Below are 26,712 nucleotides of genomic sequence, written 5' to 3'. Positions count from 1 at the left end.
TTTATGACAAATTACTTTTATCGTTCTTCTTTAATCAAATACATTATCGAGGCTGACAATAAGCATATTATAGAAATGACTAAGAATAAAAATTTCGTATTTCCTGTTCTTTCAATAATATATCCAAGTAAAGGTTCTCCTAATGCTGCAAAAAGATAACCGCACATATTCATGGTTCCAATTGCGGTTCCCGTTCGCTCCCGCCCCATTATTTGTGGACACAAAGCCCAAAAATTAGCTTGAGGTCCGTAAACAAAAAAGCCGCAGGCAATCAAAAGAAATCCTATCACAACTAGATTTGCATTATGCATAAAGAACAATAGAAATGAAAGCCCGCAGCAAACCAGCATTCCCATGAATATAGATTTATAATTGCTTTTAAAAAGCGTTGTTGACAGCTGTCCAAAACTAAAAGCACCAAAAGCCATTCCCAGCGGAAGCAAAAAGGTAACCCAGATTAACGAAGGATCTTCTTTCCAGTTATCGCCTAAAAAATGCACAGGAACCCAAAATATTAAGCCGTAGCGCGCCATACTTTCTAAACCAAATGACAGGCAGACTAATCTAAACTTTTTATGCCCCAGAACTTCACTGTAACTTTTTTTTATTGCTGTAAAATCGAAACCTTTTGACTTTCTTTCTACAGGAACCGGCGATGCTTTTATAAAAACTAAAAATACGGTGGCCGACACAAACAGTAGTAAAACTGGCAGTCTAAACAACATTCTCCAGTCTAAATGCAGCGAGGTAATATAAATTGAAATCCCAAAAGTTACTGCCGATGAAAATCCCGCTGCCATGGTGTACAAACCAAAGGCTTTGTTCTGTTCTTCTGATTTAAACCAATTGGCTATTATTTTTCCTCCAGGAGCCCAAGCCATCGATTGAAAGTAGCCGTTTAAAAACCATAAAACTAAAATGATATAAGGCGAATGGGTAAAACTAATTCCTAAATTGCAGGCAATAGACAAATAAGCTCCTATTGGCACTAAGTATTTTGGATTAAAACGATCGGCGAGATTTCCGTTGATAAACTGTCCTAACGAATAACCTATCAGCATAGCGAAACTTATCCAGCCAATAAAGGTGTATGAAATTCCTAAATCTTCGCGCATTGCTTTTGTTGCCCAGCCAAAGTTATGTCTGCCTGTATAAAAAAACAGGTAACAAAACATGGTGATAAAAAGCATTTGGTATTTTTTTGAGATTTTACTCATCATTAAATTGTTATTAAAACCCTGTATGGTTTGTGTTTAACTGCATATTGAAATGCTTCTGGGGTTTCTTGCAATGGAAATTCTTTTTCGATGAAAGTGCCAAAAGGATAATCTGAAAAATGATCTTCAAAAAATGAAACGGCATTGATAAAATCTTCATAATTATAATTATGCATTCCTTTTATGCTTAATAATTTACGAATCATTACCTCAGCATTAACTTCAATGTTTTCTGTTGGAGTTACAGCGCCTATCCAAATGTGTTCTGCTCCTATTGCACTAAATTGCAAACCTGTTTTTATGGCTTCAATAGAACCGCTCATATCAATAATAACATCAAAACCTTTTTTATAAAATCCTGACGTTATTTGAGTAAGTTCTTCAATTGGATTTGAACTGTTATAAATATAATCGGCACCAAAAGATTTACTTTTCTCTAATCGCCTGTCATCAATATCAATCACCGTAACCGATGCTGCTTTTTTCTGTTTTGCAATCGCTGCAGCAATCAAACCCAGAACTCCTGCGCCAAGAATTAAGACATTTTTGCTTTCAATTTGACTAACTAATCGATAAGCTGCCATTGCTGTAGCTCCGGCACAATTAATAATTGGTGCAAATTTTTCATCTATAGAGGAAGGCAGTTTCAAAATCCCTGTTCCCTTTTTCAATACACAATGTGTTCCTAATCCGCCGTTGAATTTCTCGTTTTCGGTAAACTGAACGTGTCCGTATTTAAATAAACCCGCAGATTTCTGAGGCATTTTATCTTGTACAAACTCATCTGAATCTGTTGCGGCAAAAATGGTCCAGGTAATAAGATCACCCTCTTTTAAGATATTTCCATTTAAATCATAAAAAGGCTCGCTTTGCGATAGTTCCAGAATTTCTCCCACGATCTCATGTCCTAAAACAATTGGCGATGGTTCTTTTCGTCTTCCTGTAAAAGTATGCAGGTCGCTGCCGCACAAAGTCGTGTATTTGTTTTTTACTAAAATTTCACCTGTCTGCAATGCTGGCAAAGCCGTATATTCAGGAAGAATACTGCCGTTTTTTTCATTAAACAGCATAACACATGAACTACACATTTTTCTTTAAGTTGTTTAAGTTATCAATTGTAAAATCAGGACCTTGCCTTTCGTCACTATCTCGCAGCAGTATATCGGAATTGAATTTATAACTGATGTTGATTTGCTTTTTACTCACTTTCAAAACAAAATAGCCGTGAGCTGCAATATCATTGTAAATCATATGCGGATTAAGCTTGTATAAGAGTTTGCTTTTTTTGGCAATTTGCTCACTGGTTAAACGGTCATCATTTTTAGAAGTTATCGACGGCGTTAAAAACTCCCACGCAATACGTTTGTTATTGGCCGAATCTGGCGCGTTTAATTCTAAAACATGACTTTGATGATGATCTCCTGTTAAAATAATGGGCGGATTTTTCAAGCTCTCAAAAACTTCAATCAGCTGTTCTCTTTGGTAAGGATAACCTGTCCACCAATCCTCTTCTTTTACCGTTTCTATTTTTTTGCTTTTATAGCCTGTAAACATGACCTGATTTACAAGGAAATTCCATCTTGCATCACTATTTTTCAATTCATCTGATAAATGATCGAATTGTTTCTTGGAAATCATTTTTCGCTGTGGATTAAATTTTTCTGGGTCGCTGCTTAATAACTGTTTATCTCTGCCGTCTAATCGTTCTTCTAAGAAATAGAAATTAGCCTCCTTTCCTATTTTAATCGAACGAATCATTTCGCTTGTCGATTTAGCTCTCACAGGCATCCATTCAAAATAAGCTTGTACAGCAGCGGCACTTCTGTCAGTCCAATTCCCTTCGTTGCTCTGGTGATTTTTTGCTCCGCCGAAATAGGCATTATTAGCCAGTTCGTGATCGTCCCAAATACAGATAAAGGATTTTGTACGATGTGCTTTTTGAAGCTCTTTATCTTTACGATAAAGAGCATATCTTTTTCTATAATCAGCTAATGAAATAAGCTCATGAAGCGGATCGTTTAACCGATTGCTTTCTTCAAGAAAAGCTTTATTAGCATATTGTCCTGTTCCGTATTCATAGATATAATCACCTAAATGAAATACGTAATCAATCGCTTTATTATCTGCAATATGGCGGAATGAGGTAAAATAACCGTCTTCGTAATTGTTACAGCTTACAACTGCTATTTGAAGCGGTTTTAAAAGCGAATCAGGCAATGTTTTACAAACTCCAATATCAGAAGTCGTTTCGTTGTAAATAAACCTGTAAAAGTAAACCTGATTACTTTCTAGATTCGTTGCATCAATCTTAACCGTGTAATCGCGGTCTTGTGATGTTGTTACGAAACCTTTTTTAACTACATTTTTAAAAGCAGCATCATTTGCAATCTGCCATTCGACATTGCAAATCCCCGAAAATTCTGTAGTAATACGTGTCCATAGTATTACGGCATCGTTTGTAGGATCTCCAGAAGCCACTCCATGCATAAAATACGCATTGTTATTTTGGGTAAATAATGAAAATACTTTTACAGGAAACAACAACGGAATCATTCCGAGCATTGACCTTTTTACAAAACCTCTTCTGTTCATCTTATCTTTATAAAAAACACAATAGTACTACTTGAATGTTACCTTTATGTTTAGAAATTATTAAAATCTATAGCTTGCTCCAATTTTACCACGAATGCCGTAATACTCCACCTGCTCTGGTCTTGAAACTACACCATGATAATAGCGTAACTCTTGATTGTTAAGGTTGTTAAGATCTATAAAGAATGTAATATTCTTAGGCGTTGTATAAGAAAGGTTCATATCTAGATGAAAATCTTTGTCCTGATATCTGTCAGCTCCTTTGTTATCGCGGATTTCAACTAAAAATGCTTCACGGTAATTTGCTGCCAATCGTGCTGCAAAACCTTTGTATTCGTAAATAAGCGATGCGTTAAAGATGTTTGGAGATTGGTTCATTAAACCTATTTTTTCGTCGCCTCGATCTGATAATGTGGTTTCGGATTTTGTAAACGTGTAATTTGCTTTTAGACTAAAATTGCTTAAAAATCCAGGTAATTCTTTAAATTTCTTATTGAAACCTACTTCTATTCCGTACAAGAATGCATTGTCAGAATTTAAAGGTCTTGAAACTTTATACAAATCCTCGGCTCCGCCAACAGTTCTTATTTCGTCAGTTGTCGATGTATAAATTAAATCTTTAAGATCTTTATAGAAAACACTTCCGGTTACGTAATCGTTTTTGTTTAAATAATAAGAACCTACTAAATCATAATTCCATGAAAATGTTGGTTTTAAATCGATGTTTCCTTCTACAACCGTATGATTATCTGGATTTACTCTATTACTCGGGCTCAATTCATTAAAAGCCGGACGGGCAAAAGTTCTGGTAACTGCCGCTCTTAAATCCAATTTCTTTGATGGTTTGTAAATCAGATGTGCCATTGGTAAAAACGCACCGTAATTTTTACTTCCGTATATTGGTGTAACTACTTTGGTTTTATCGTTAAACTCGTAACTTTTTGCATCTACAGCTGTGTTTTCATATCGAATTCCACCCACAAAACGAAAATCATCGTTAATATTCCATTCTGCAGATCCGTAACCTGCCCAAACTTTTTCGGTAGCATCATAATTACCTGTGGCATAACTGGAATTAGTTACATCCTGATAGTTATACTTTAAGTTCTTGGCAATCGCTGGATTTCCCATTGGGTCAATAAAAGAGCTTTCTGTTGGATAATTGAATTTTAAATTATCATAATTATTATTCAATTCAGGAAACCAATTATTACTTGGAAATGCTTCTCTTTCCCATTGATTTAAATAAGCTTTTGGCGCTTTTGTATCATAAATCCAAGTAATATAACGGTAGTCGTATGTACTGGTTTTATTTCTAAATTTTCCTCCAAACTTAATTTTCAAATTTTCTTTTGCAGCATAATTAAAATCAGCGGCAGCTACTTGATCTTTCTCTTCGACATTACGAATTGAAGTTACATATCTGTCCAAATAATATTTTTCTGGATCATATGGTGTCGAAAAGTGCGGCTGAATATTATTGGATGGATCACCCACATAACCCGCTGGTCCGTCGCCTTGCAAAAACTTATAATTTGTACCGTCGACTTTTACCAAATTGTCATATTTTACAGTTTGTATCCAGTTTCCGTAATAATAACCTCTGTCATTTTTTGTTGCCGATGATGGACCATTGTAACCTGCCCACGAAGTGTAAGCAGCAACTTTGGCGTTCATTTTTAATTTGTCCGATATTTTACTTTCGTATCCAAATTCACCTCCATAATTTTTAAACAAATAATCTACAGTGCTCCAACGCAATACGGCATTACTTGTCGTTTTATTAAAGTAGTGCATTGTTTTTCTGTTTTGCTCTTCGTCTAGAAATTGACTGTAGTAACCACGAGCATAAATTTTGTTTCGGCTGTTAAAACGAAAATCTGTTGCAACATTAAATCCAGTATTGGTTCTCACTCCCTGATAATTTCTAACATCCAGCGTATTTACATTGTGCAATGCATTACCATAAACAACCTCATAATCATCTGTAGAATAAGTACGTCGATTGTAATTGGTCATGGCAAGAAAGCCGAATTTCTTTTTAAAGAATCGATTACCGTATAATACCGTGCTATTATACCCCACTTTATCATCCGCGCGAAGATTAACAGGAATAGCAACAGTCGCACGAAAAGTTTCTTTTTTAGGAGAAAACTTCGGAATATAATTAATTGTTCCTCCAATAGCATCTCCTTCATATTCTGGCGTAATTGCTTTTACAACCTGAATATATTCCAGAAATTCTGTTGGCAATAAATCCATTGGCACGGTACGATTACCAAGCAAATCTCCTGAGGTTTTTGCAGATGGCATTCTGTCTCCATTAATAGTTGCCGAACTCCATTGCGAAGGCGTTCCTCTTACGGTTACGTATCTTCCTTCTCCCTGATCTCTGTCTATACTCACACCCGGAATTCTTTGTACAGCCTCGGCTGCACTAATATCTGGCATTTTACCCATTGCATCTGCACTAACAACATCCATAATAGCATTTGAACTTTGGCGCATATCCATCGCTTTTCTTTCTCCGCTGCTGTAATATTCTAAAACTACTTCATCCAGTTTTTCTTCCTTACCAGCGAGAACAATAGTTCCTAAATCAATATTCTTGGTTGAAACGTTTACTGCAATTTTTTTTGAAGTATAGTTTTCACTTGAAATTTCTAAATGATATTGCCCTGCTTTAAGTTTAAAAGAGAAATTACCATTTCGGTCTGTGTCTACAGTTCTAGATTGCTCTATAACTAAAATCGAAGCCGGATGTAAAGGACCGGATTCACTGCTGATTTTACCTTTAACTTCCTGTGCATACGAAGTTGTTAAGAATAATACAGCTGCAATGTATAGTAAAGCCTTCATGAGTTTATAAATTAAAGTTTGTTTTTTAATTCTGATAAATCGTCAATAATATAATGGTGATAATGATGCTCTAATTCCTCGCGGCTGTATGCTCCAGTGGTCACGCCGACTACTAATCCGCATTTTGCATTTTCACCTTGCTGTAAATCTGACATTGTATCACCAACTTTTCCAACTAATGAAGCATCTTCAATATTAAAATGCTCCATAGCTCTAAAAATCATATCTGGATAAGGACGTCCGTGCTCAACCTCATCAGAAGTAATACTGAAATCGAAATCAACACCTTGTTTCCAATTTAGTTTTTCGAAAATAGCATCGGCAATCGGACGAGAAAATCCTGTATCAAAAGCTACTTTTATACCATTGTTTCTTAAGTACTGAATCGTTTCATGAGCATTTGAAGTTGCTTTTACATCGTTGCTCTGCTCATAAAAAGCAATCATTTTTGCTACAAAAACCTGATGGATTTTATTTATTAACTCAGGTCTTTTTTCTTCTAATAAAATCGAAATCGCTACTGGTTTTTCGTAACCCATTACTACATTAATCTTATCAAGAGAAAAATCATAACCAAATTCTTTTAAAGCAGCTTGCAATGTTAAGCCAACTTTATTTTCATCATGGACTGTCGTACCAGCCATATCAAATACAATTAATTCCATACTTTTGTTTATTTTTACAGTGCAATATTACTATACAAATGTTTACTATATGTAAACAAATCGTAAAGTAATGTTTATTATTAATAAACTTTTGTATACAAATACTAAACATGGAAGGAGCTATTTTACTTGAAATCAGTAAGAGAATAAAACAATACCGAATCGAAAAAGGCTTTACTGTACAGGAACTTGCAGATTTAAGTGACGTAAGTAAAGGCATGATTTCTCAAATTGAGAACGGAAGAAGCATTCCTTCACTAACAGTTTTACTCAGCGTCGTTTCTGCACTGCAAATTAACTTGAGTGAGTTTTTTAAGGATATGACTCAGGAAGATGAAATGGTTCTAATAAAAAGAAAAGACGAATACGATCTGTTTCAAAAGGAAGGATCTAACGGTTTTTCATACGAGCGTTTTTTAACTCGGACAATAAAAAATTCTACTATTGATATTGTTTTCTTAACTCTTGAACCTAATAGTTACAGAGATCAGGTAAGTACTGATGCTTTTGAATATAAATACATTATATCTGGCGAAGTTGATTATTTGATAGCAAATGAAACCTACACTTTAAAAGAAGGCGATTCGCTGTTTTTTGATGGAAGATTAAAACACGTGCCAATCAACAAAAGCAAAAAGCCTGTAAAGATGCTAATCGTATATTTTTTCGATAATTAAAAAACTGCTTTTTAGCTAACAATAAAAAAATCCCAAGTATCAATAAGATGACACTTGGGATTTCTTTTTTCTAAATCTTAAACTATTACTTCAAAGAAGCCATATCAATTACAAAACGATATCTTACATCGCTTTTCAGCATTCTTTCATAAGCTTCGTTGATTTCCTGCATTTTAATAATTTCAATTTCCGAAACGATATTGTGTTTTCCACAAAAATCTAACATCTCTTGTGTTTCGGCAATTCCGCCAATTACAGAACCTGCAACAGATTTTCTTCCTAAAATCATTGGCACCGTATTTAAAATAGGTTCTAAACCTCCTAAATACCCAACTAGAACTAAAGTACCACTGATACTTAATGTAGCAACATAAGGATTTACGTCATGCACATAAGGAACGGTATCAATAATTAAATCAAACTTTCCGTTTACGGCATTCATCTGATTATTATCTGTTGAAATTACTACAGCATCTGCACCCAGTTCTAAAGCGTCTTTTTCTTTATTTGGTGTTCTTGAGAACAAGGTAACTTCGGCACCAAGACCTTTTGCCAATTTAATAGCCATATGTCCAAGTCCGCCCAAACCAACTACTGCTACTTTGCTTCCTTTGCCAACATTCCAGTGTTTTAATGGTGACCAAGTTGTAATTCCTGCACAAAGTAATGGTGCAACAGCGGCTAAGTTTAAGTTTGAAGGCACTTTTAAAACAAAATGTTCGTCGACTACTACTTTTTGAGAATAACCTCCATAAGTATGTCCGCCTAAATGAACATCTCGGCCATTGTAAGTTCCTGTAAAACCATTTAAGCAATACTGCTCAAGGTCATTTTTACAACTGTCACAAGTATGACACGAATCGACTAAACATCCTACTCCTGCTAAATCGCCAACTTTAAGTTTCGTTACTTCGCTTCCTACCTTAGTTACTCTTCCCACAATTTCATGACCGGGAACAGCTGGATATTGTGTTCCTCCCCAATCGTTTCTTGCAGTATGTAAATCTGAATGACAGACACCGCAATACAAAATTTCTATTTCGATATCTTTTGCCAAAACTTCTCTGCGCGCGATTGTCATTTCTTCTAATGATGCATCGGCTGCAATGGTTCCAAATGCTTTTGCGTTAATTGTGTTCATACTTTATATATTAAATTATAGTGTAAAATTAAAAACCCTCTCTCTTTAAAAATAACAGAATAGAAACATTTACTTATGAAATTCAAACAATTCTAAACCTTATAAAGATAACTAATTGGATTGTTTTTTCATAACCAAAAAACAACTTAACAACTAATAATCAACACATTAAAAACGAAAACCTCGACAATCATCGATTTTATACTGATAATTATATAATTGCAAAGTTCAATAATGTAAGCATTCCTGCTATTATAGATTTAACTTTGAATAGAGCATTTTTTGAACTATAAACCGAAGATTATGGATTTATATATTTTCATACAACTGGTTTTAATTTCGGGAGCTGCGACATCAGCAATGACGTGGTTCAGCTATTTTATGTCTAAAAATTACAGAAAATTATACAAAGAACCCGTGCTTCTAAGCTCGGTATTAGTTCAAATGAACATTGATATTACAAACGAGTGTAAAGATAATTTGGGCTGGTTTCTTCATTTTGTAATTGGCTTTCTATTTGTAGCAGCTTATCATATCATTTGGGCAGAAGATATTTTAGCAATTTCGGCACTTAGTGCTCTTATTCTTGGAGTAATCAGCGGTATAATTGGCATAATCAGCTGGATGTTTATTTTTAAAATCACTCATTATCGTCCCCCCCTTGGTTTTAGAGATTACTATATTCAGCTGTTTTTTGCCCATATCATTTTTACTGTCGTAGCAACTGCTCTTTACTTTCTTACTTTAATTTTACTCATTGTAACGAAAGCTTACTTCACTATTTAAAAACACTCACAAATTGACTAAAATACAACAGCCATTTTTTTAAATAAATAATGGCGCCGTATTGCGCCATTATAGTTTTATTATACAAAATCTTGAAGTCTTACTTTTTATCAATTTTATAAAGCCTTCCTTGGTCCGTCACGGCATACAAAGCACCGTCGCTGCCTTGCGTAATATCTCTAAAACGCTGATTTTCGCTGGCAAGAAGTCTTTCTTCTCCTGCAACTTTATTATCTTTAATAACAAGGCGAACGATATGCATGCCGCTTAAACAGCCAACAAACAAATTATTTTCCCATTCTGGTATACGATTTCCTCCATAAAAAGTAATTCCGCTTGGCGATACAACAGGATCCCAATAATAAACAGGCTGCTCCATTCCTTCTTTTTGCTGAATTCCGGCACCAGTAGGTTCTCCGCTGTATTCAATTCCGTATGTAATTATCGGCCAGCCATAATTTAATCCAGCCTGAAGGCGATTAATTTCATCACCACCTCGCGGTCCGTGCTCGCTCAGCCAAATTTCTTTCGTAATTGGATGCACAGCCAGTCCTTGCGGATTTCTATGTCCGTAAGTAAACAATTCAGGCAATGCTCCTGCTCCCGCAAAAGTTGGATTTCCCGCTGCTGCTTTCCCTTCTTTTGTTATTCTGATCACTTTTCCTAAACTAGCTGTTAAAGATTGTGCCAAAGGTCTGGTTTCTAAAACGGAGCGTTCTCCTGTACTCACAATAAGATTTCCTGTTTGATCAAAAAGAATTCGTCCTCCGTAATGCAGATTACTAGCGTTTGCTGGACTTGAGCGATAAATTACCATCGCATTTTCGATCGTTTTTTCATCATTGGATAATTTTCCCTTTGCCACTGAAGATATATTTCCACCCGAAACTGCTTCAGAGAAAACCCAATAAATCATTCGGTTTGAAGCAAAATCAGGATCCAAACACAACCCTAATAAACCGCCTTGTCCTGAAGCATTTACTGCTGGCAGACCAGTAATAGGAGCGCTTACAACTCCTGCGGGAGTAACAATACGCATTGTTCCTGTTTTTTGAGTAACCAAAAGACGTCCGTCCGGCAGACTTTTTACTCCCCACGGATTTGTTAATTCTGATGTAAGAACAACAGCCTGAAACGCAGTATTCGTAGTCACACCATTTACTCGGGTTTGCCCTGCAAATGCAGGTTTATAATTAGAATTTGGCTTTTCTTTTTCTACAGGATCTGTTTTTGTTCCTCCATCATTCTTTGCTTTATCATTACTTGAACAGCTAAACGTCAAAAAAGCAGTTGAAAGAACAAAAATGTATTTAATTTTTTTCATAGCAGTTATTAGTTAATTTGGGTTAATACAAACAAATATCTAAAATTAAGGATATTAACTTTTACATGATTTACATTTTAACTTATAGAATTTCACCAATTTACAAAAAAAAAGTCCAATCGAGTTGAATTGGACTTTTGAATTCTTTTAAAGAAAAACTTAGAGTTTTATTGCAATTTTTCCAATCGTTTTTCCTGACTCTAAAAGCTGGTGCGCCTTTTTAAGGTTATCTGCTGTAAGACCTATTAATGTTTCATTTAAAGTGGTTTTCAAAACACCTTCATCTAACAAATCTGCTATTTTATTCAAAATATTATGCTGTTCAATCATATCTTCTGTTTGAAACATCGAACGTGTATACATTAACTCCCAAGAAAAGGATACACTTTTGCTTTTCAATTTATTCAACGCCACAGGATCACTGCTTCCAGTAATTGAAGCAATATGACCTTGAGGTTTTATCAATTCAACCATTAAATCCCAATATAAGTTGGTGTCGACAAAGTCTAAAATAAAATCTACATTTTCAAAACCAGCTTCTCTAACAGATGTAATTAAGTTTTTATGATCAACTACAAAATCAGCTCCTTGTTTCTTGCACCAATCTATCGTTTCTGGACGTGAAGCTGTTGCAATCACAGTTAAACCAGCGATTTTTTTAGCAAGCTGAATTGCAATCGACCCAACTCCGCCGGCACCTCCAATTATTAAAATTGATTTTCCTTTGTCCTTTTCCGAATTTATTCGGATTCGATCAAACAAAATTTCCCACGCTGTTAAACCTGTCAACGGTATAACGGCAGCTTCTTCAATACTTAACGATTTTGGCTTTCTGCCAGTAATTCGTTCATCAATAATTTGATATTCGGCATTGCTTCCTTGTTTTGTGATATCGCCCGCATAATAAACTTCGTCTCCTTTTTTAAACAGCGTAACATTTTCGCCGACAGCTTCTACAATTCCAACAGCGTCCCAGCCAATAATCTTCGGATTTTCTAAAACGGTATCTTTAGCACTGCTCTGACGAACTTTAAAATCTACCGGATTTACTGAAATGGCATCTATTTTTACTAATAAATCATGGGCAGCAGGAACTGGTTTTGATGTTTCAAATTCAATAAAACTGTCTTTTTCCCCTATAGCCAATGATGTTTTAAATCCTATTGCTTTCATTTTTATACTTTTTTATTTCGTTACTTCTGTTTTTTAATACTTACCTCAACTGGTTTACTTTAACAAAGATACAAGGAGATTAAATTTTAAATATGGTATATTTTAATCCTATAATGGTACAAATTCAGCATAATAAGTTAATCTCTATTTAAAGTCATTACTTGCCCTGAATATTATAATTGTAAATTTGTAAAAAGTAAAATACTCTATTATGATTATCAGAAAAGCTGCTGCCTCCGATTCTAAATACATTGCGCCGATTTTATTACTTGCAATGGAAGACATAATTTATAAATTTATCTGCAAAGACGATTATAACAGCGCACTTGAATTTTTGCAGCATTTTGTCGAAACAGAAAACAATCAATATTCCTATCAAAATTGTTATGTAGCCGAAGCTGATAATGAAATTATTGGTGCAGTTAATCTTTATGATGGTGCCGATTTAGAAAAATTGCGCAATCCGATAATCGAATATGTGCGAAACAATTATAATCCCGATTTTAATCCCGAAGATGAAACGCAGGCTGGAGAGTATTATATTGACTCTCTAGGTATAAATCCTAAACATCAGGGAAAAGGAATTGGTTCTGCAATTCTGCAATTTTTAATTGATAAATACGTTCATAAAAATAAAGAGACCTTAGGTTTACTTGTAGAAGAAGCTAATCCAAATGCTAAAAAATTATATTTAAAGCTTGGTTTTAAACCCGTTGGACATAAAACTTTGGTAAAAAAGAATTTGGAACATCTTCAAATTAACTAAAATAAAAATAGATGAGAAACATATCGACAGCAGATGCAGGATTAGTATTAAGAATAGTTTTAGGAATTACAATGCTTTCGGCAGTAGCAGATCGATTTGGACTTTGGGGCGCACCAGGATCTAACGCAGTTGCGTGGGGAAACTGGGAAAATTTTGTCATCTATACGCAGTCTCTTAACACGTGGGCAAGTAAATCTACGGCAGAAATATTAGGTGCCGCAGCCACATTTTTTGAAATTCTGCTTGCCGTATTATTGCTCAGCGGATTTAAAACTAGAATTGCAGCTTTTGGCACTGCGGTTTTAATGCTTCTTTTTGCTCTCGCAATGGCTGGTTCTGTTTCGATAAAAGCACCATTTGATTATTCTGTTTTTACCAGTGCGGCTGCAGCTTTACTACTCTCAACAATTGCCAAAACCACTTTTGCGGTTGATAATAGGATTTGATGTACTATACTAGATTAAATTCTTTTGTATTAGCAATATTTTTTCAATAGTTAAATATTAATGCGAATGTTAAAATAATTAAATTGTACAAAGAGTGAATAATTAAAGAATTAATAAAGCACGTTTCTAGTCTAACTTTTGTTAATATAATGCAGAGTATAAATTGAGGCATAAATAACAATACTATTTCAAACGGATTTAAACTATGTAATTCTCTTTTGTCATAATTATCAAAATGTATCAAGACAAAACTTATAACTGAAAAGCAAATAAGTGAAATTTCAATTAATTTATGAGAGAAATTCTTTTTATACTGATTAACCAAAATTAACAGGATAAACAATATACAACTGACTTGAGTATAAATATAAGTTGACGATAAAAGAAAAACAAGACATATAATAATACTAGCTGGAAAATACACATTCCTTCTTAGCGACAATCTAAATGCTGTCTCTTCTACTAATGGAGAAAAAAAAACAGCTCCAAAGCAACTCCAAATTAAGTTATTAAAGAAACTTTCTTCTAATTTATTACTTATCACCTCTTCAAAATCAAGCAAAACTTTCATGCCTTCGATAATAAGAACAATGACAGTACAAAGCAGCACATACTTCAGAATGTAAATACTATTTTTCTTTTGGAATACTGTTAAAAAACAATTCATTCTTTTTTACTTATTTTTAGCAGCTTCTGCTTCTTGATTGCTTTGAATAGAATCCTCAGCCTTCCTTAAAGTCTAATTTAATGGCTTATATAAAATAAAGCCTTACCTAATATTTCTCCTAAAAAGTAAAAACAAAAGATCAAAAACAATGAAGCATATACTATAATTAGTGCTTTTTTATATTCTTTACCTAGAAAAATTTTTTCAAATATATTCTGTTGTTCCATAAAGTGTTTTTTTTTTATAAAATATCAAATTTTAAACTCAAATATACATTTTTTATATTTTTAACGACAAATTACCTTACAAAACATTGTTACTAAAAAGTAATCTTAATTTAATTATTACAACGCTGCATCTTATATAAAAAAGGATTTCCAAGCAATATCCTTAAACATTAAATCATAAAATAAAAACTTTTTTAAGGCGTTTTTAAGCCTCTTATTTTTTCAGGAACTGATATGTATTCGTAAATTAGCCACAAACAAAACATATCTTAATGACAGTACTTACATTTACCCTGATTATGCTTCTTGGCGCTTTTATGGCTGGTTTTATTGGTTCATTGTCAGGATTGGGCGGCGGTATAATTATTATTCCACTATTAACTATTATACTTGGTGTTGATATACATTATGCAATTGGAGCTGCTTTAGTTTCGGTAATTGCAACTTCTTCAGGCTCTGCGGCGGCTTATGTAAAAGAAGGAATTACAAATATGCGACTTGGGATTTTTCTTGAAATCGCAACTACTATTGGTGCCGTTGGAGGCGCTTTACTTTCGGCAATTGCTCCTACTTCTTTCATTGCTGTTTTATTTGGACTTACATTGATTTTTTCGGCAATAAATTCTCTTAGAAAAAAAGAAGAACATATTGTTTTAGAATCAAGCCCTTTGGCTAAAAAACTAAAACTGGAAGGAACTTATCCCACTCATAACGGAGAAGTTGTTCATTACGGAACAAAAAATGTTATTGGAGGTTTTAGCATGATGGGACTTGCCGGAATGATGTCTGGTTTACTCGGAATAGGTTCTGGTGCTTTTAAAGTAATTGCAATGGATAATATTATGCGTATTCCGTTTAAGGTTTCAACTACAACAAGTAACTTTATGATGGGTGTTACGGCAATGGCGAGTTCGGTAATTTATATTCAAAAAGGATATATTGAACCCGGAATATGTATGCCGGTTGTTATTGGTGTATTGTTTGGCGCTATGGCGGGCGCTAAAATTTTGGTTAGAACAAACCCTAAAAAACTACGAATCTTTTTTGCCTGCTTGATCTTTGTTCTCGCAATTAATATGATATATAATGGACTTAATGGAAAAATCTAAAGTTATGCAGCACGAAAAATTTGGAGAAAAAGATTTTCAAACCATTATTGGTAATTTACTGCGTTATGGCGTTTGGATTTCTCTATCGGTAGCTTTTATTGGAGGTATCGTTTATTTAATGCATCACGGAAGCGACATTGAAGATTATTCGGTTTTTAAAGAAAATGACCGAAATATCTTTGAAGTAATTGCGACTGTTTATCACGGCGTAATTCAAGGTAACGGCGAGTATCTAATTTATTTTGGAATCATTTTACTCTTCTTGACACCAGTTTTAAGGGTTATATTCTCTCTGTTTTCGTTCTTCCTTGAAAAAGATTATTTGTATGTCGTGATTACGTTAATCGTTATTCTGATTATTATAACCAGTATTTCTTTTGGATTTTCTCACTAATTTGAAACAATTGAACGTTTACTTGAAATAAAAAACTTAAATCGTATTCTTTATTAACTGACCTAATCGTTTTAAGTCAAATTCGGTTTTTTCATTCCATTCAACAGCAAAATTAAGCCTCATACAATTATTGTATTGATCATGCTGTGTAAAAACTCTGCCTGGTGCAAAACCTATTTTTTGTTTTACAGCCGTATCAAAAAGTACTGCTGTATCAATACTTTTGTCTAATTCAAGCCAAAGAAAAGAGCCTCCCTGCGGCTGCGAAATCTTTGTGTTTTCGGGGAAACAATCCTCGATAGTTCGTTGAAAATGAAGTGAATTAGTATATAATGTATTTCTAAAATTTCTTAAATGATGATCGTATCTGCCGTGTTCTAAAAAATCAGCAATTACTTCTTGATACAATGAAGGCTGACAAATAGTCTGTACTAATTTTTCTCTGATTATCTGGTCTTTAAACTTTCCTGGAGCAACCCAGCCTACTCTAAATCCTGGAGCCAAAGTTTTAGAAACAGAACCGCACCACATTACAATACCAGCTTCGTCATAATATTTGCAAGGTTTTGGTCTTGATCTCCCAAAGAAAAGATTGCCATACAAATCATCTTCTATAAGTGGAATATTATGATGTGTGAGCATTTTTACCAATTCGATTTTGCTTTCATCCGGCATCAAACTTCCAAGCGGATTGCTGAAATTACTCATAAAACAGCAGACATCAATTTTATGAATCACTTTTTTCAACGCTTCTAAGTCGACACCTGTAACTGGATGAGTAGGAAGCTCAATAATATTAAGTCCCAAAGTTTGGGCAACTTGAATAATTCCAAAATAAACAGGACTTTCAATTGCAATAGTATCACCTCTTTTGGCAACTGCCATTAAACAATTATAAATAGCATTCATAGCTCCTGAAGTAATTACAAAATCATCCTCAGATAACTTCCCATCTAATATAAGCGACCATTTTGCTATATTTCGTCTCAAGTCAGCGTTTCCTTGAACTGGCTCATAACTTGTGCCGCTTTCTGCCCAATTACGTGCCGCTTTAAGAATTCCTTTGTTCAGTTTTGCAATTGGAAGCAGACTTTCATCAGGAACTCCTAATGAAAATCTGCTGATACTTTTATCCTTCAGCGTATCAAAAACCTTAGTAATCAAATCTTCTGGCGCAGCTTGATTTTCAGATAGTTTTAATTTATTCATTGAAGGAATTGCCAACTTTCTATTTGAAGTTTTACTTATGTAAAATCCAGATTTTGGTCGAGATTCGATCAACGATTTACTTTCGAGCTCTAAAAATGCTTGTTTTATTGTATTTAAACTTACATCGTGCAACTTTTGCAAAGCACGAATTGACGGAAGTTTGTCTCCAATTTTTAGAGTTTCAGAGAATATCTGCTCTTCTATTATATTTGCAATTTTTAGATATAAAACTTCTTTTGCCATCTTTTCACTTCTTAATCTGTACCCTGTAAAAATATAAAAATTAAATCTGTAACCCTTGTAAAATTAATTGCAAACACTTAACCAATTGGATAGTTTCTCAGCTGCATTCTGAATTTTAATGGAACGCGTTTCTATATCTTTAAAAGTTGAATGAAAAATCGTTTCTGCATGAGATTTCAAATTCTGCTCCGCTTCAATACTGTAAAATTCTTTTTCCCAATACGAATTAATTTCAGGTTCTTCAGCATTATTAATGGTAACAAAAGCATATCCAATAACTCGATTCTCAAAAGAAGCAACACTTAATGGAAGCCCTAAATTATTTATTAAATATGATGATCTGTCTTTAGAATTACTATTCACAGCGCTTTTATTCTGGCACATATTTACAACAGATTTTAATGATGATACATTAACTTCATTAAACTGAATGCTGGCTGTTTTAGTGGTTTTCATTTCTATAGTTATTTAGTTTCAAAGCAAAATTAGCGGGCAAAACAGATTAGATACAGATACAAAAAACAATTATTTTACAGGTACAGTTGACTAATATCAACAATCTTAAAATCGCTTTTTTTGAGAGGAGAAAAAAATAAATTTAATATCTTTACTATTATGATAGAAATAGGAATTGACAGTTTTGCTTCGGCAATGTATGGCGACAACAACACTTTAAGCAGTGTTGATGCAATGGAACAACTGCTGCAAAGAATTGAATTTGCAGATCAGGTTGGATTGGACGTTTTCGGAATTGGAGAACATCATAAAAAAGAGTTTCTTGACTCAGCTACAGTTGTTATTTTAAGTGCCGCTGCAGCGAGAACAAAAAACATCAGACTGGCAAGTGCCGTTTCTGTTTTGAGTGCTGCTGATCCTGTGCGTGTGTATCAAAGTTTTGCAACACTTGATTTGATCTCTAAAGGAAGGGCTGAAATTGTTGTAGGCCGCGGATCTTCGATTGAAGCTTATCCCCTTTTTGGATATAATCTTAACGATTATGATGCTCTTTTTCAGGAAAAACTTGACTTGCTTTTACAAATTAGAGATAATGAATTTATAAACTGGAGCGGAAAATTTCGTCCAGCAATAAATAATCTGCCAATTTATCCTAGAGCATTACAGGAAAAACTTCCTGTTTGGCTGGGCGTTGGCGGAACTCCTGAATCATTTGTCAGAGCAGGAAGTTTGGGATTGCCTTTGATGGCTGCCGTAATTGGAGGACAAACACATCGTTTTCGTCCGTTAATAGACTTATATCGTGAAGCTGGAAAAGCAGCAGGTTTTAAACCACATGAGCTAAAAGTAGGTTTACACTCTCCTGGTTATGTTTCGAATACAACCCAAAAAGCAATCGAAGAATATTATCCTGGATATTCAGAACTTTGGACAAAATTAGGAAGAGAACGCGGCTGGCCTCCAGTAACAAAAGACAAATTTGATGGTTTGATTGATGATCTGGGCGTTTTAATTGTAGGAAGTCCTGAAAGAGCTGCCGAAAAAATTCTGCGTCACAGCGAAGCACTTGGTGGAATTTCGAGATTTACTTTTCAAATGGATAATGCAGGATTAACACATTCTCAGCTAATGAATGCCATAGAACTTATTGGTACAAAACTTATTCCTTTAATACATAAAGGATAGTTTTTTTTCACCGCTCCCAATAGCTATCGGGATAAAAAGAGTAAAAAGGATTGTTTTTACGCTCCCGATAGCTATCGGGATTGCAGATTAAGCAGATTTATTTTTGATCTTGTAAATAATACAATCTGAGGAGATCTGCTTTAATCTCTGTAAATCTCTGTGAAAGCTATTTTTGATACAGATTAAAAAATCCTCTTAATCCCTGGCTAAAGTTTCTTTATCGCAGCATCCCCTTAGGCAAACCTTTCACAACAATAAACTATAAACAAAAAAAGCATCCGCCAAAACTGACGGATGCTTTTTCATTTATAACAATTCTACGATTTTACTTAAAACTTGTATGTTACACCAACTCTAAAATTAATTGGCTGTTCTGTCTGCCAGTAATAAGCTGATAGATATGAATAGTACGAACCGCTGTAAAGGTATTTGTTCAAGATATTAAATACGTTTGCCGTAACCTTAAACTTTCTAGTGTCATAAGATAAACCTCCATCAAGTTTAAAATAGTTAGGAAGTTTTTCAAGTCCTACACTCCAAGTATCTGTCAAACGTCCTGCAAGATAAGTTCCGCCTATAGACGCTCCAAGACCTTTAAAAGTTCCGTTTTGAATACTGTAATTTAACCAAGCATTTGCAGTATGTTTTGCATAACCAGGAACAATAGAACCTTCTTTAATAGTAGAAACATTAGACTCTAATACAACCGATTCTGTAAACGCATAATTTGCAATTAAATTAAGACCATCAAAGATTTTTCCTCTCAAATCAAACTCGACACCTTGTGCTCTTTTTTCACCTAAAACAAGACTAAACTGCTGTCCCGGAGTATTTGCAGGATCTGATGTTAATTCGTTTTTCTTTAAAATACTGTATGCTGCCAATGTTGTACTCCAAGAACCATCAAACCAGTCTTTCTTAATACCAAACTCAACATTGTTTCCTGTAAGTGGTTTTACACTTTCTCCGCTTTTAATAACACCCGATTGCGGTGTAAAAGCCTGATCATATAAACCATAAACCGCTAAATTTTCAGTAATAGAATAACTAAGTCCTACACGAGGTGTAATATGACTGTCTTCTTGTGTAGATCCCCAGCTTGATTGACTTAACCAAGTATATCTTGCAGCAAGTGTTAATCTCAGTTTATTTTCAAAAAAACCAAGTTCATCTTGAATATAACCAGCAGCATATTTAGAACTCATTAGTCCGCCTGCTCTTTGGCTTAAAGGTGTTTTATGATCAAACTCAGGAAAACCATTAGATGGAGTTCCGTAATCTGGATTATAAACATTAAAAGGTTTATCAACAGTATCAAGATCATGCGATTGTCCCCAATCTGCCATATAATCTTTGTTACCTAAATCAACTCCACCTAATACTTTATGCGATACAGAACCTGTATTGAATTTTCCGTTAACAAATATTTGTCCTAAATACATATTACTTTCAGCATCCCAAATACCAACATTTCTAATAATTTCTCCTTTTGCAAGAGTTCCTTCAGAAACACCGTCAAAATTTCTATCTACATTACCCGGACCAACTACTCCCGGCCAAGAACTATATCCTTGCTGAATATATTTAAAATAGGAAGTTTGCGCAGTAAGTTTCCATTTATCGTCAAATTTATGTTCAAACATTAAATAGCCGCTGTGATCTTGAATATTAGTATCTGGCAAACCAGGCTGTGTCATTGTAAAACCAACTGGTAATGTTGCATATCCGTCAGATTCAGGTCCAAATACATAAAAAGAACCTACCTCAGTCATATTTGCATATTGAAAATTATACTCCGCTGTAATTTTTGTTTTATCATCAATTTGATATGAAATAACTGGCGCAATTACATAACGATCATTATGTTCGAAAGGACGATGTGAACCTTTTTTCTGTGCAGCACCATTAAAACGGTATAATAATTTGCCTTTTTTATCCAATTTCCCGTCAAGATCTATACTTGCTCTGTAAAAATCATAGCTTCCTGCCATTACAGTCGCTTCCCCTTTTGTAATTCCCGTTGGCTTTTTAGTCACCACATTATATAGTCCGCTTGGATCACCGCTCGAAAGCATAAATCCTGCAGGCCCTTTTACAAACTCAATATGATCTACAAAACTCATATCTTCCGTTAATGGTCCCCAAAAAGAAGAAACTACATTAAAACCATTACGAAAAGCCTGAATTTGTGAACCACGCATTGTAATATTTGTATACATATCTCCCCAATGCTCTAAACGTACAGCACCACTCACATTACGAATTACTCCATCGCTCATACTCACAATCTGCTGATCTTTTAAAGTCTGTGCGCTTACAATTTGAATGTTCTGCGGAATCTCTAAAACAGGCGTTTGAAGACGCAATGACAAAGAAGGTTTGTCCTGCTTGTATTTGTTTTTTGTAATTACAACTTCTTCAAGATCTTCTTGACTTTCTGAAAGTGAAAAGTTTTTAGTTGTAGTCTGGTTTGAATAAACCTCAATCTCATTTTCTACTGCATGAATCCCAACTGCTCTAACACTTATAATGTACGAACCTGGCTTAACATTTTTAATATCGAATTGTCCGTTATCATTTGTAACGGCCGTATATTTTGTTCCTTTTAGAACTACAGAAATACCTTCTGCCGGTTGTTTTCCGCTTAGCGAAACTTTCCCGCTTACTTTACCCAAGTTCTGGCTCATCATATTTAACGAACTCAAGAAAAGCACCAAAAAGCAAACTTTCTTAATCATATTTATAATCATTTTAGTAAAATTTTAAGTTTTATTTGGCAAAAGTAATTGCTAATATTTTTCTACGCAAATTATTTTTAATTATTCTAAATAAAATTAATACTAGAAAAAATAATATAAAGCATTCATAAAAATCAAAAACAGAATAATCTTGTAATACTTTTTTGAATATTAATTATTATTTATAAATTAGAGCTTACAAATTGTTAGTATTCTAAGTTTTAGCAGAAATTCTTCTATTACGAGTTATTCATTTTAAATTAAAAAAATAATGGATTCAAAAATACCTCAAGGCCCTCTTGCCGATAAATGGAATACTTATAAAGCTAAAGCCAAGCTTGTAAATCCTGCAAATCGAAAAAAACTAAATGTTATTGTCGTTGGAACCGGGCTTGCTGGCGCTTCCTGCGCTGCATCGCTGGCAGAACAAGGCTATAATATTAAATCGTTTTGTTTTCAAGATTCAGCAAGAAGAGCACATTCTGTAGCTGCACAAGGCGGCGTTAACGCAGCAAAAAACTACAAAAATGATGGTGACAGCGTTTTCAGAATGTTCTACGATACTATCAAAGGTGGTGATTTTAGATCTCGCGAAGCAAATGTTTATCGCTTGGCCGAATGTTCTGCCGCTCTAATAGATCACGCGGTAGCACAAGGCGTGCCGTTTGCGAGAGAATATGCCGGTTATTTAAACAACAGATCTTTTGGAGGTGTTCAAGTTTCAAGAACTTTTTATGCCCGCGGACAAACAGGTCAGCAGCTTTTATTGGGTGCCTATCAAGCCTTAATGAGACAAGTTTCTACAGGAAAAGTCACCACATACACACGTCATGAAATGCTGGATTTGGTTATTATTGACGGAAAAGCAAAAGGAATTATTGCTCGAAATCTTGAAACAGGAGCATTAGAACGTCACAGTGCAGATGCTGTAGTTTTAGCCTCTGGAGGTTACGGAAAAGTATATTATCTTTCGACATTGGCAATGGGCTGTAACAGTTCTGCAATTTGGAGAGCGCATAAAAAAGGCGCTTATATGGCAGGTGTAAGCTGGATTCAGTTTCACCCGACTTCTCTGCCTCAGCATGGCGCCAATCAATCCAAACTTACTTTAATGTCGGAATCACTGCGTAATGACGGACGCATTTGGGTTCCCAAAACTGCCGCCGACGATCGAAATCCAAATACAATTCCTGAAGAAGAAAGAGATTACTATTTAGAACGTCGTTATCCCTCTTTCGGTAATTTAGCTCCGAGAGATATTTCGTCACGTGCTGCAAAAGAAAGAATTGACGCAGGACATGGCGTTGGACCAATGAAAAATGCTATTTATCTCGATTTTTCTGATGCCATAAAAGCGCAGGGAAAAAATAGTATAGAAGCAAAATACAGTAATCTTTTTGCAATGTACGAGAAAATTACGGGAATCAATGCGTATAAAGAACCAATGCTGATTTCTCCCGCAGCGCATTTTACAATGGGCGGACTTTGGGTTGATTATGAATTAATGACCACGATTCCGGGATTATTTGCTTTAGGTGAAGCTAATTTCTCTGATCACGGAGCCAATAGACTGGGTGCAAATTCATTGCTGCAAGCCTGCGTCGATGGTTATTTTATAGCACCGTATACTATTCCGAATTATCTATCAGGAGAATTAAATGCTCCTAAATTTGATACAAATCATCCTGCTTTTGAAGAGGCCGAAAAATCAGTTCGAACACAATTAGACAAATTTTTAAACAGTAAAGGAACTCTAAGCGCAGATTATTTTCATAAAACTATCGGAAAGCTTCTTTATGAAAAATGTGGTCTCTCTAGAACCAAGGAAAACCTTGAAGAGGCTATTATAGAAATCAAAAAATTAAAAGCTTCGTTTGAAAAAGATCTGTTAATTACAGGCGACGATACACTTAACAGTGAATTAGAAAAGGCAGGCCGTATTGCTGATTATTTAGAATTGGCTGAATTAATGTGTTATGATGCTTTACAGAGAGAGGAATCCTGCGGAGCTCATTTTAGAGAAGAATATCAAACTGCCGAAGGTGAGGCAGTTCGTAATGACAGTGATTTCTGTTATGTTTCGGCTTGGGAATATCAAGGAAAAGATCATCCGCAGAAATTGCATAAAGAACCTCTTGTGTTTGAATCTGTAGAGCTTGCAGTCAGAAGTTATAAATAAATGGTCAGTTGTGAATTGTGAAATGTGAAAAGCAGCTGAAAACAGGATGCTTTGCGTAAAAATCAAAAACTAAAACAAAAACTAAAGGCATATGAAACTATTTTTAAAAATATGGCGTCAGTTTGATACTTCCTCAAAAGGAGAAATCGTAGATTATGAAATAGACGGTGTTTCTGAGCATATGTCTTTTCTAGAAATGCTTGATCTTTTGAACGAATCGCTTATTCAGAAAAAAGAACGTGTTATCGAATTTGATCACGACTGCAGAGAAGGTATCTGCGGACAGTGCGGTGTTATGATTAACGGACGTGCACACGGACCTTTAAAAAATACGACAACCTGCCAGCTTCATATGCGAAGCTTTAAAGATGGCGAAACTATTTATATTGAACCTTTTAGAGCAAAAGCTTTTCCGGTACTTCGAGATTTAAAAATCGATAGAAGTGCTTTTGATTCTATTATAACTTCTGGCGGATTTATTGGAGCCTCAACTGGTCAAGCGCCAGAAGCCAATAGTATTCCAATATCTTACGAAACTGCCGAAGCTTCGTTTGATGCTGCCGCCTGCATTGGCTGCGGCGCCTGTGTTGCTACTTGCGTAAATGCCAGTGCAGCTCTATTTGTCGGAGCCAAAATAACTCATTTGGCTTTGCTTCCTCAAGGAAAAATAGAAGCTTCAAAAAGAGTATTAAATATGGTGAAAGAAATGGACGCTGAAGGTTTTGGAAACTGCTCTGATACAAGAGCCTGCGAAATCGAATGTCCACAAGGAATTTCGGTGCTTTCTATCGCAAAAATGAATTATGAATATAGCAAGGCTGTACTTTTGAGGAAATAAATTTTGATGCATTTTTTTTTAAGCCGCCGATTAATAGGAAAAAAAAATATGTCATTTCGACTGAAAGGAGAAATCGCACTAGAAATGTCGTAACAATGATCGCTAATCTTTGCTGACTCACTAGTGCGATTTCTCCTTTCAGTCGAAATGACAAATAATCTGCTTAATCAATATTTTAATAAAAACTTAGCATCTTAGTTCCTTTGCAGTAACAAAACTATTATACCGCAAAATAAGGCGTTAAAATATCTTCAAAATTATAAAGACCTTTTTTCTTGTCTTTTAAATTCTCGGCTACAAAAACAACTCCGTTTCCAAAGGCTTCTCTTGAAATAGATTCATGAATTAACCGCACGGTTTGGAAAGGAAATCCAAAAATAACCTCGTGTTTTCCTACTATTCCTCCTGCTCTAACTGAATTTATATTTTCTTTTTCAATATCTAAGGCTTCTGCAATTTTTACAGCAGTTCCAGATGTTCCTTCTTTTTTCTTAAAATGCTCTTCGTTTACTTCAATATCAACCCAAGGCGCAATTTTCTTTAAAAATTTAGCCGCAAATAGTAAATAGTTCACTCCTAAAGTAATATTTGGCGACCAAAAAACAGTGGTTTTATTGGCTAATTTTTTTAGCAGTTTTAATTCTTTCTCTTTATAATGTGAGATTGCCGAAATGATTTTTACTTTTCGATTCGCTGCAAACTCTCCATAAGTATAAATTCCCTCACTTGACGAAAAATCAATGATAACATCTACTGGATGTTTCTCCAGCAGCTCTTCAACACCGGTATTAGAACTAGAATAGATTAATCCAGGTTCTTCTGATTCAATTCCTAAAAACTCTGGAACTGATCTGTGTTCTAAAACTTTACTTTGTCTTAAAACCCATTCCAAAGAGAATCCTTTATTTTCTAATAGTATTGAAGCTACTGATTTTCCAGTTTTTCCGAATCCGATTAATCCTATTTTCATATGTTTTTTTTTATTGAGTATGAAACTCGTTAACAGAAATTGACCTAATTAAGATGAAAAGTAAATCATAAAAAATGTATTTTATGAATCTTAAAAAATGTCCTAGTAAGGTAAAAATAGGGATTATATAACAGGCTGACTAACAAAAACTGCATTATATAACATTTTTTAATGCTTTTAACAGGAATAATACGCATCTATTTTTGAGGTAAAAATGAGTAATACTAATTCATAAAACACCAAAAAACATAAATTTTAAACAGAAAAAAAAAATCAAACCTCCAAATAAGTCAGGATAGTTTAAATAATTCTCATAATCTTTTATTAAAACAAATAAGATACTATATTTGCAACACTGTTGCGTTACTTGTTTTTACTACTGATACTAACAAATAGCGCACAGAAATACCACTAAATGAGAAAGAAAGTCGTAGTTGTCAATTTCGTAATATCTTTAACTGTATTGTTTACAATGCTGTTTCAGACTATTCACTCCTACGAACACGTTTTTAAACAATTATCGGAGAAACATTGCGATCACAAATATACTGCTGGTCAAAATGAGATAACACACAGCCATTCTGTAGATACAAACTGTTCTATTTGTCATTTTGCATTTAGTACATTTATTCCAAACTCTTTTCAGACCTTATCTTTTCATAAAGTAACTGTCGAAATATCTTATCAGTTTGTTTATTCTCAAACTGTTTCTACATTTTTCAAAGGCAGTCTTTTTGCCCTGCGTGCGCCGCCCGCATTACTTTAGTTTACCAAATTTATTCGTCACAATTTTAAAATTGCGCAATGTCTATTTCACTGTAAATAAGCAAAATCGTGTTTTATTATGATTT

At 34.5% G+C, this 26,712-nt stretch carries 22 protein-coding genes; 10 read left to right on the top strand and 12 right to left on the bottom strand.

Annotation, left to right across the window (positions count from 1 at the left end; genetic code table 11):
- Positions 1–17: 17 nt before the first annotated feature.
- Genes B0A81_RS03500 through B0A81_RS03480 form a run of 5 tightly spaced genes read right to left on the bottom strand, consistent with a single transcriptional unit; the run spans position 18 to position 7,333 of the window.
- A complete protein-coding gene (locus B0A81_RS03500; protein ID WP_208861299.1) occupies positions 18–1,220 on the bottom strand; it encodes an MFS transporter in 1,203 nt (400 codons plus the stop codon).
- Positions 1,220–2,305, bottom strand: coding sequence for a zinc-binding dehydrogenase (locus tag B0A81_RS03495; protein WP_089056728.1), 1,086 nt, complete (start codon positions 2,303–2,305; stop codon positions 1,220–1,222). The genes B0A81_RS03500 and B0A81_RS03495 overlap by 1 nt, the downstream gene beginning before the upstream one ends.
- Entirely contained in the window at positions 2,298–3,809 is a 1,512-nt protein-coding gene (locus tag B0A81_RS03490; RefSeq protein ID WP_089056727.1) for an alkaline phosphatase D family protein, read from the bottom strand. Before B0A81_RS03490 ends, B0A81_RS03495 begins: the two co-directional genes overlap by 8 nt.
- A 60-nt stretch (positions 3,810–3,869) precedes the next feature.
- A complete protein-coding gene (locus B0A81_RS03485) occupies positions 3,870–6,668 on the bottom strand; it encodes a TonB-dependent receptor (protein ID WP_089056726.1) in 2,799 nt (932 codons plus the stop codon).
- Between the two features lie 11 nt (positions 6,669–6,679).
- Positions 6,680–7,333, bottom strand: coding sequence for an HAD hydrolase-like protein (locus tag B0A81_RS03480; RefSeq protein ID WP_089056725.1), 654 nt, complete (start codon positions 7,331–7,333; stop codon positions 6,680–6,682).
- Positions 7,334–7,443: 110 nt separating this feature from the next.
- On the opposite strand from B0A81_RS03480, the gene B0A81_RS03475 reads away from it, so the two are divergent.
- Positions 7,444–8,010 carry a helix-turn-helix domain-containing protein gene (locus B0A81_RS03475; protein WP_089055530.1) on the top strand — a complete coding sequence of 189 codons (567 nt, stop codon included), beginning with the start codon at positions 7,444–7,446 and terminating at the stop codon, positions 8,008–8,010.
- An 85-nt stretch (positions 8,011–8,095) separates the two neighbouring features.
- On the opposite strand, the gene B0A81_RS03470 is transcribed toward B0A81_RS03475, so the two are convergent.
- Positions 8,096–9,151 (bottom strand): NAD(P)-dependent alcohol dehydrogenase, encoded by a 1,056-nt coding sequence (locus tag B0A81_RS03470; protein WP_089056724.1) that lies wholly within the window; start codon positions 9,149–9,151, stop codon positions 8,096–8,098.
- A 303-nt stretch (positions 9,152–9,454) separates the two neighbouring features.
- On the opposite strand from B0A81_RS03470, the gene B0A81_RS03465 reads away from it, so the two are divergent.
- Positions 9,455–9,937 carry a hypothetical protein gene (locus B0A81_RS03465; protein WP_089056723.1) on the top strand — a complete coding sequence of 161 codons (483 nt, stop codon included), beginning with the start codon at positions 9,455–9,457 and terminating at the stop codon, positions 9,935–9,937.
- 100 nt (positions 9,938–10,037) lie between these two features.
- Here the strand turns inward: B0A81_RS03465 and B0A81_RS03460 are convergent, their stop codons facing one another.
- Together B0A81_RS03460 and B0A81_RS03455 are read right to left on the bottom strand one after the other, a co-directional pair.
- Entirely contained in the window at positions 10,038–11,261 is a 1,224-nt protein-coding gene (locus B0A81_RS03460) for a PQQ-dependent sugar dehydrogenase (protein WP_089056722.1), read from the bottom strand.
- A gap of 159 nt (positions 11,262–11,420) precedes the next feature.
- The gene (locus B0A81_RS03455; RefSeq protein WP_089056721.1) at positions 11,421–12,434 is read right to left on the bottom strand and encodes a zinc-binding alcohol dehydrogenase family protein; all 1,014 of its coding nucleotides are present in this window, start codon (positions 12,432–12,434) and stop codon (positions 11,421–11,423) included.
- A 211-nt stretch (positions 12,435–12,645) separates the two neighbouring features.
- Here B0A81_RS03455 and B0A81_RS03450 point away from each other — a divergent pair, with 211 nt between their 5' ends.
- The 4 genes from B0A81_RS03450 (at position 12,646) to B0A81_RS03430 (ending at position 16,043) form a co-directional block, all read left to right on the top strand.
- Positions 12,646–13,200: a GNAT family N-acetyltransferase gene (locus tag B0A81_RS03450; RefSeq protein ID WP_089056720.1), complete on the top strand. Its 555-nt coding sequence runs from the start codon at positions 12,646–12,648 to the stop codon at positions 13,198–13,200.
- 11 nt (positions 13,201–13,211) lie between these two features.
- The gene (locus B0A81_RS03445) at positions 13,212–13,646 is read left to right on the top strand and encodes a DoxX family membrane protein (protein ID WP_089056719.1); all 435 of its coding nucleotides are present in this window, start codon (positions 13,212–13,214) and stop codon (positions 13,644–13,646) included.
- A gap of 1,166 nt (positions 13,647–14,812) precedes the next feature.
- Positions 14,813–15,649 (top strand): sulfite exporter TauE/SafE family protein, encoded by an 837-nt coding sequence (locus B0A81_RS03435; protein ID WP_089055537.1) that lies wholly within the window; start codon positions 14,813–14,815, stop codon positions 15,647–15,649.
- A gap of 4 nt (positions 15,650–15,653) precedes the next feature.
- The gene (locus B0A81_RS03430) at positions 15,654–16,043 is read left to right on the top strand and encodes a DUF1634 domain-containing protein (protein WP_244281255.1); all 390 of its coding nucleotides are present in this window, start codon (positions 15,654–15,656) and stop codon (positions 16,041–16,043) included.
- A gap of 36 nt (positions 16,044–16,079) precedes the next feature.
- Here B0A81_RS03430 and B0A81_RS03425 read toward each other — a convergent pair whose 3' ends face one another.
- Both B0A81_RS03425 and B0A81_RS03420 read right to left on the bottom strand, forming a co-directional pair.
- Positions 16,080–17,495 (bottom strand): aminotransferase-like domain-containing protein, encoded by a 1,416-nt coding sequence (locus B0A81_RS03425; RefSeq protein WP_089056716.1) that lies wholly within the window; start codon positions 17,493–17,495, stop codon positions 16,080–16,082.
- Between the two features lie 63 nt (positions 17,496–17,558).
- Positions 17,559–17,951, bottom strand: coding sequence for a hypothetical protein (locus B0A81_RS03420; protein ID WP_089056715.1), 393 nt, complete (start codon positions 17,949–17,951; stop codon positions 17,559–17,561).
- Positions 17,952–18,113: 162 nt separating this feature from the next.
- On the opposite strand from B0A81_RS03420, the gene B0A81_RS03415 reads away from it, so the two are divergent.
- Positions 18,114–19,136, top strand: coding sequence for an LLM class flavin-dependent oxidoreductase (locus B0A81_RS03415; RefSeq protein ID WP_089056777.1), 1,023 nt, complete (start codon positions 18,114–18,116; stop codon positions 19,134–19,136).
- Between the two features lie 329 nt (positions 19,137–19,465).
- Here the strand turns inward: B0A81_RS03415 and B0A81_RS03410 are convergent, their stop codons facing one another.
- Positions 19,466–21,874 (bottom strand): TonB-dependent receptor, encoded by a 2,409-nt coding sequence (locus tag B0A81_RS03410; RefSeq protein WP_244281253.1) that lies wholly within the window; start codon positions 21,872–21,874, stop codon positions 19,466–19,468.
- Positions 21,875–22,145: 271 nt separating this feature from the next.
- Between B0A81_RS03410 and B0A81_RS03405 the strand changes: the two genes are divergently transcribed.
- Together B0A81_RS03405 and B0A81_RS03400 are read left to right on the top strand one after the other, a co-directional pair.
- Complete coding sequence (locus tag B0A81_RS03405; protein WP_089056713.1) at positions 22,146–24,053, top strand: fumarate reductase/succinate dehydrogenase flavoprotein subunit; 1,908 nt, start codon at positions 22,146–22,148, stop codon at positions 24,051–24,053.
- 91 nt (positions 24,054–24,144) lie between these two features.
- Complete coding sequence (locus B0A81_RS03400) at positions 24,145–24,891, top strand: succinate dehydrogenase/fumarate reductase iron-sulfur subunit (protein WP_089056712.1); 747 nt, start codon at positions 24,145–24,147, stop codon at positions 24,889–24,891.
- A gap of 220 nt (positions 24,892–25,111) precedes the next feature.
- On the opposite strand, the gene B0A81_RS03395 is transcribed toward B0A81_RS03400, so the two are convergent.
- Entirely contained in the window at positions 25,112–25,861 is a 750-nt protein-coding gene (locus B0A81_RS03395; protein ID WP_089056711.1) for a 4-hydroxy-tetrahydrodipicolinate reductase, read from the bottom strand.
- Positions 25,862–26,276: 415 nt separating this feature from the next.
- Between B0A81_RS03395 and B0A81_RS03390 the strand changes: the two genes are divergently transcribed.
- Entirely contained in the window at positions 26,277–26,627 is a 351-nt protein-coding gene (locus B0A81_RS03390; RefSeq protein WP_089056710.1) for a hypothetical protein, read from the top strand.
- The last annotated feature ends 85 nt before the right edge of the window (positions 26,628–26,712 follow it).

Origin of the sequence: Flavobacterium plurextorum (assembly GCF_002217395.1) — a bacterium.
GTDB lineage: Bacteria > Bacteroidota > Bacteroidia > Flavobacteriales > Flavobacteriaceae > Flavobacterium > Flavobacterium plurextorum.
This window is presented reverse-complemented; position numbering and strand designations above follow the sequence as displayed.

Coding starts and splice junctions, on each gene's coding strand:
- B0A81_RS03455 (WP_089056721.1), bottom strand. CDS start 12,434: ATGAAAGCAATAGGATTTAAAACATCATTGGCTATAGGGGAAAAAGAC.
- B0A81_RS03435 (WP_089055537.1), top strand. CDS start 14,813: ATGACAGTACTTACATTTACCCTGATTATGCTTCTTGGCGCTTTTATG.
- B0A81_RS03480 (WP_089056725.1), bottom strand. CDS start 7,333: ATGGAATTAATTGTATTTGATATGGCTGGTACGACAGTCCATGATGAA.
- B0A81_RS03410 (WP_244281253.1), bottom strand. CDS start 21,874: ATGATTAAGAAAGTTTGCTTTTTGGTGCTTTTCTTGAGTTCGTTAAAT.
- B0A81_RS03460 (WP_089056722.1), bottom strand. CDS start 11,261: ATGAAAAAAATTAAATACATTTTTGTTCTTTCAACTGCTTTTTTGACG.
- B0A81_RS03405 (WP_089056713.1), top strand. CDS start 22,146: ATGGATTCAAAAATACCTCAAGGCCCTCTTGCCGATAAATGGAATACT.
- B0A81_RS03395 (WP_089056711.1), bottom strand. CDS start 25,861: ATGAAAATAGGATTAATCGGATTCGGAAAAACTGGAAAATCAGTAGCT.
- B0A81_RS03475 (WP_089055530.1), top strand. CDS start 7,444: ATGGAAGGAGCTATTTTACTTGAAATCAGTAAGAGAATAAAACAATAC.
- B0A81_RS03445 (WP_089056719.1), top strand. CDS start 13,212: ATGAGAAACATATCGACAGCAGATGCAGGATTAGTATTAAGAATAGTT.
- B0A81_RS03470 (WP_089056724.1), bottom strand. CDS start 9,151: ATGAACACAATTAACGCAAAAGCATTTGGAACCATTGCAGCCGATGCA.
- B0A81_RS03495 (WP_089056728.1), bottom strand. CDS start 2,305: ATGTGTAGTTCATGTGTTATGCTGTTTAATGAAAAAAACGGCAGTATT.
- B0A81_RS03490 (WP_089056727.1), bottom strand. CDS start 3,809: ATGAACAGAAGAGGTTTTGTAAAAAGGTCAATGCTCGGAATGATTCCG.
- B0A81_RS03450 (WP_089056720.1), top strand. CDS start 12,646: ATGATTATCAGAAAAGCTGCTGCCTCCGATTCTAAATACATTGCGCCG.
- B0A81_RS03390 (WP_089056710.1), top strand. CDS start 26,277: ATGAGAAAGAAAGTCGTAGTTGTCAATTTCGTAATATCTTTAACTGTA.
- B0A81_RS03420 (WP_089056715.1), bottom strand. CDS start 17,951: ATGAAAACCACTAAAACAGCCAGCATTCAGTTTAATGAAGTTAATGTA.
- B0A81_RS03485 (WP_089056726.1), bottom strand. CDS start 6,668: ATGAAGGCTTTACTATACATTGCAGCTGTATTATTCTTAACAACTTCG.
- B0A81_RS03400 (WP_089056712.1), top strand. CDS start 24,145: ATGAAACTATTTTTAAAAATATGGCGTCAGTTTGATACTTCCTCAAAA.
- B0A81_RS03500 (WP_208861299.1), bottom strand. CDS start 1,220: ATGATGAGTAAAATCTCAAAAAAATACCAAATGCTTTTTATCACCATG.
- B0A81_RS03430 (WP_244281255.1), top strand. CDS start 15,654: ATGCAGCACGAAAAATTTGGAGAAAAAGATTTTCAAACCATTATTGGT.
- B0A81_RS03425 (WP_089056716.1), bottom strand. CDS start 17,495: ATGGCAAAAGAAGTTTTATATCTAAAAATTGCAAATATAATAGAAGAG.
- B0A81_RS03465 (WP_089056723.1), top strand. CDS start 9,455: ATGGATTTATATATTTTCATACAACTGGTTTTAATTTCGGGAGCTGCG.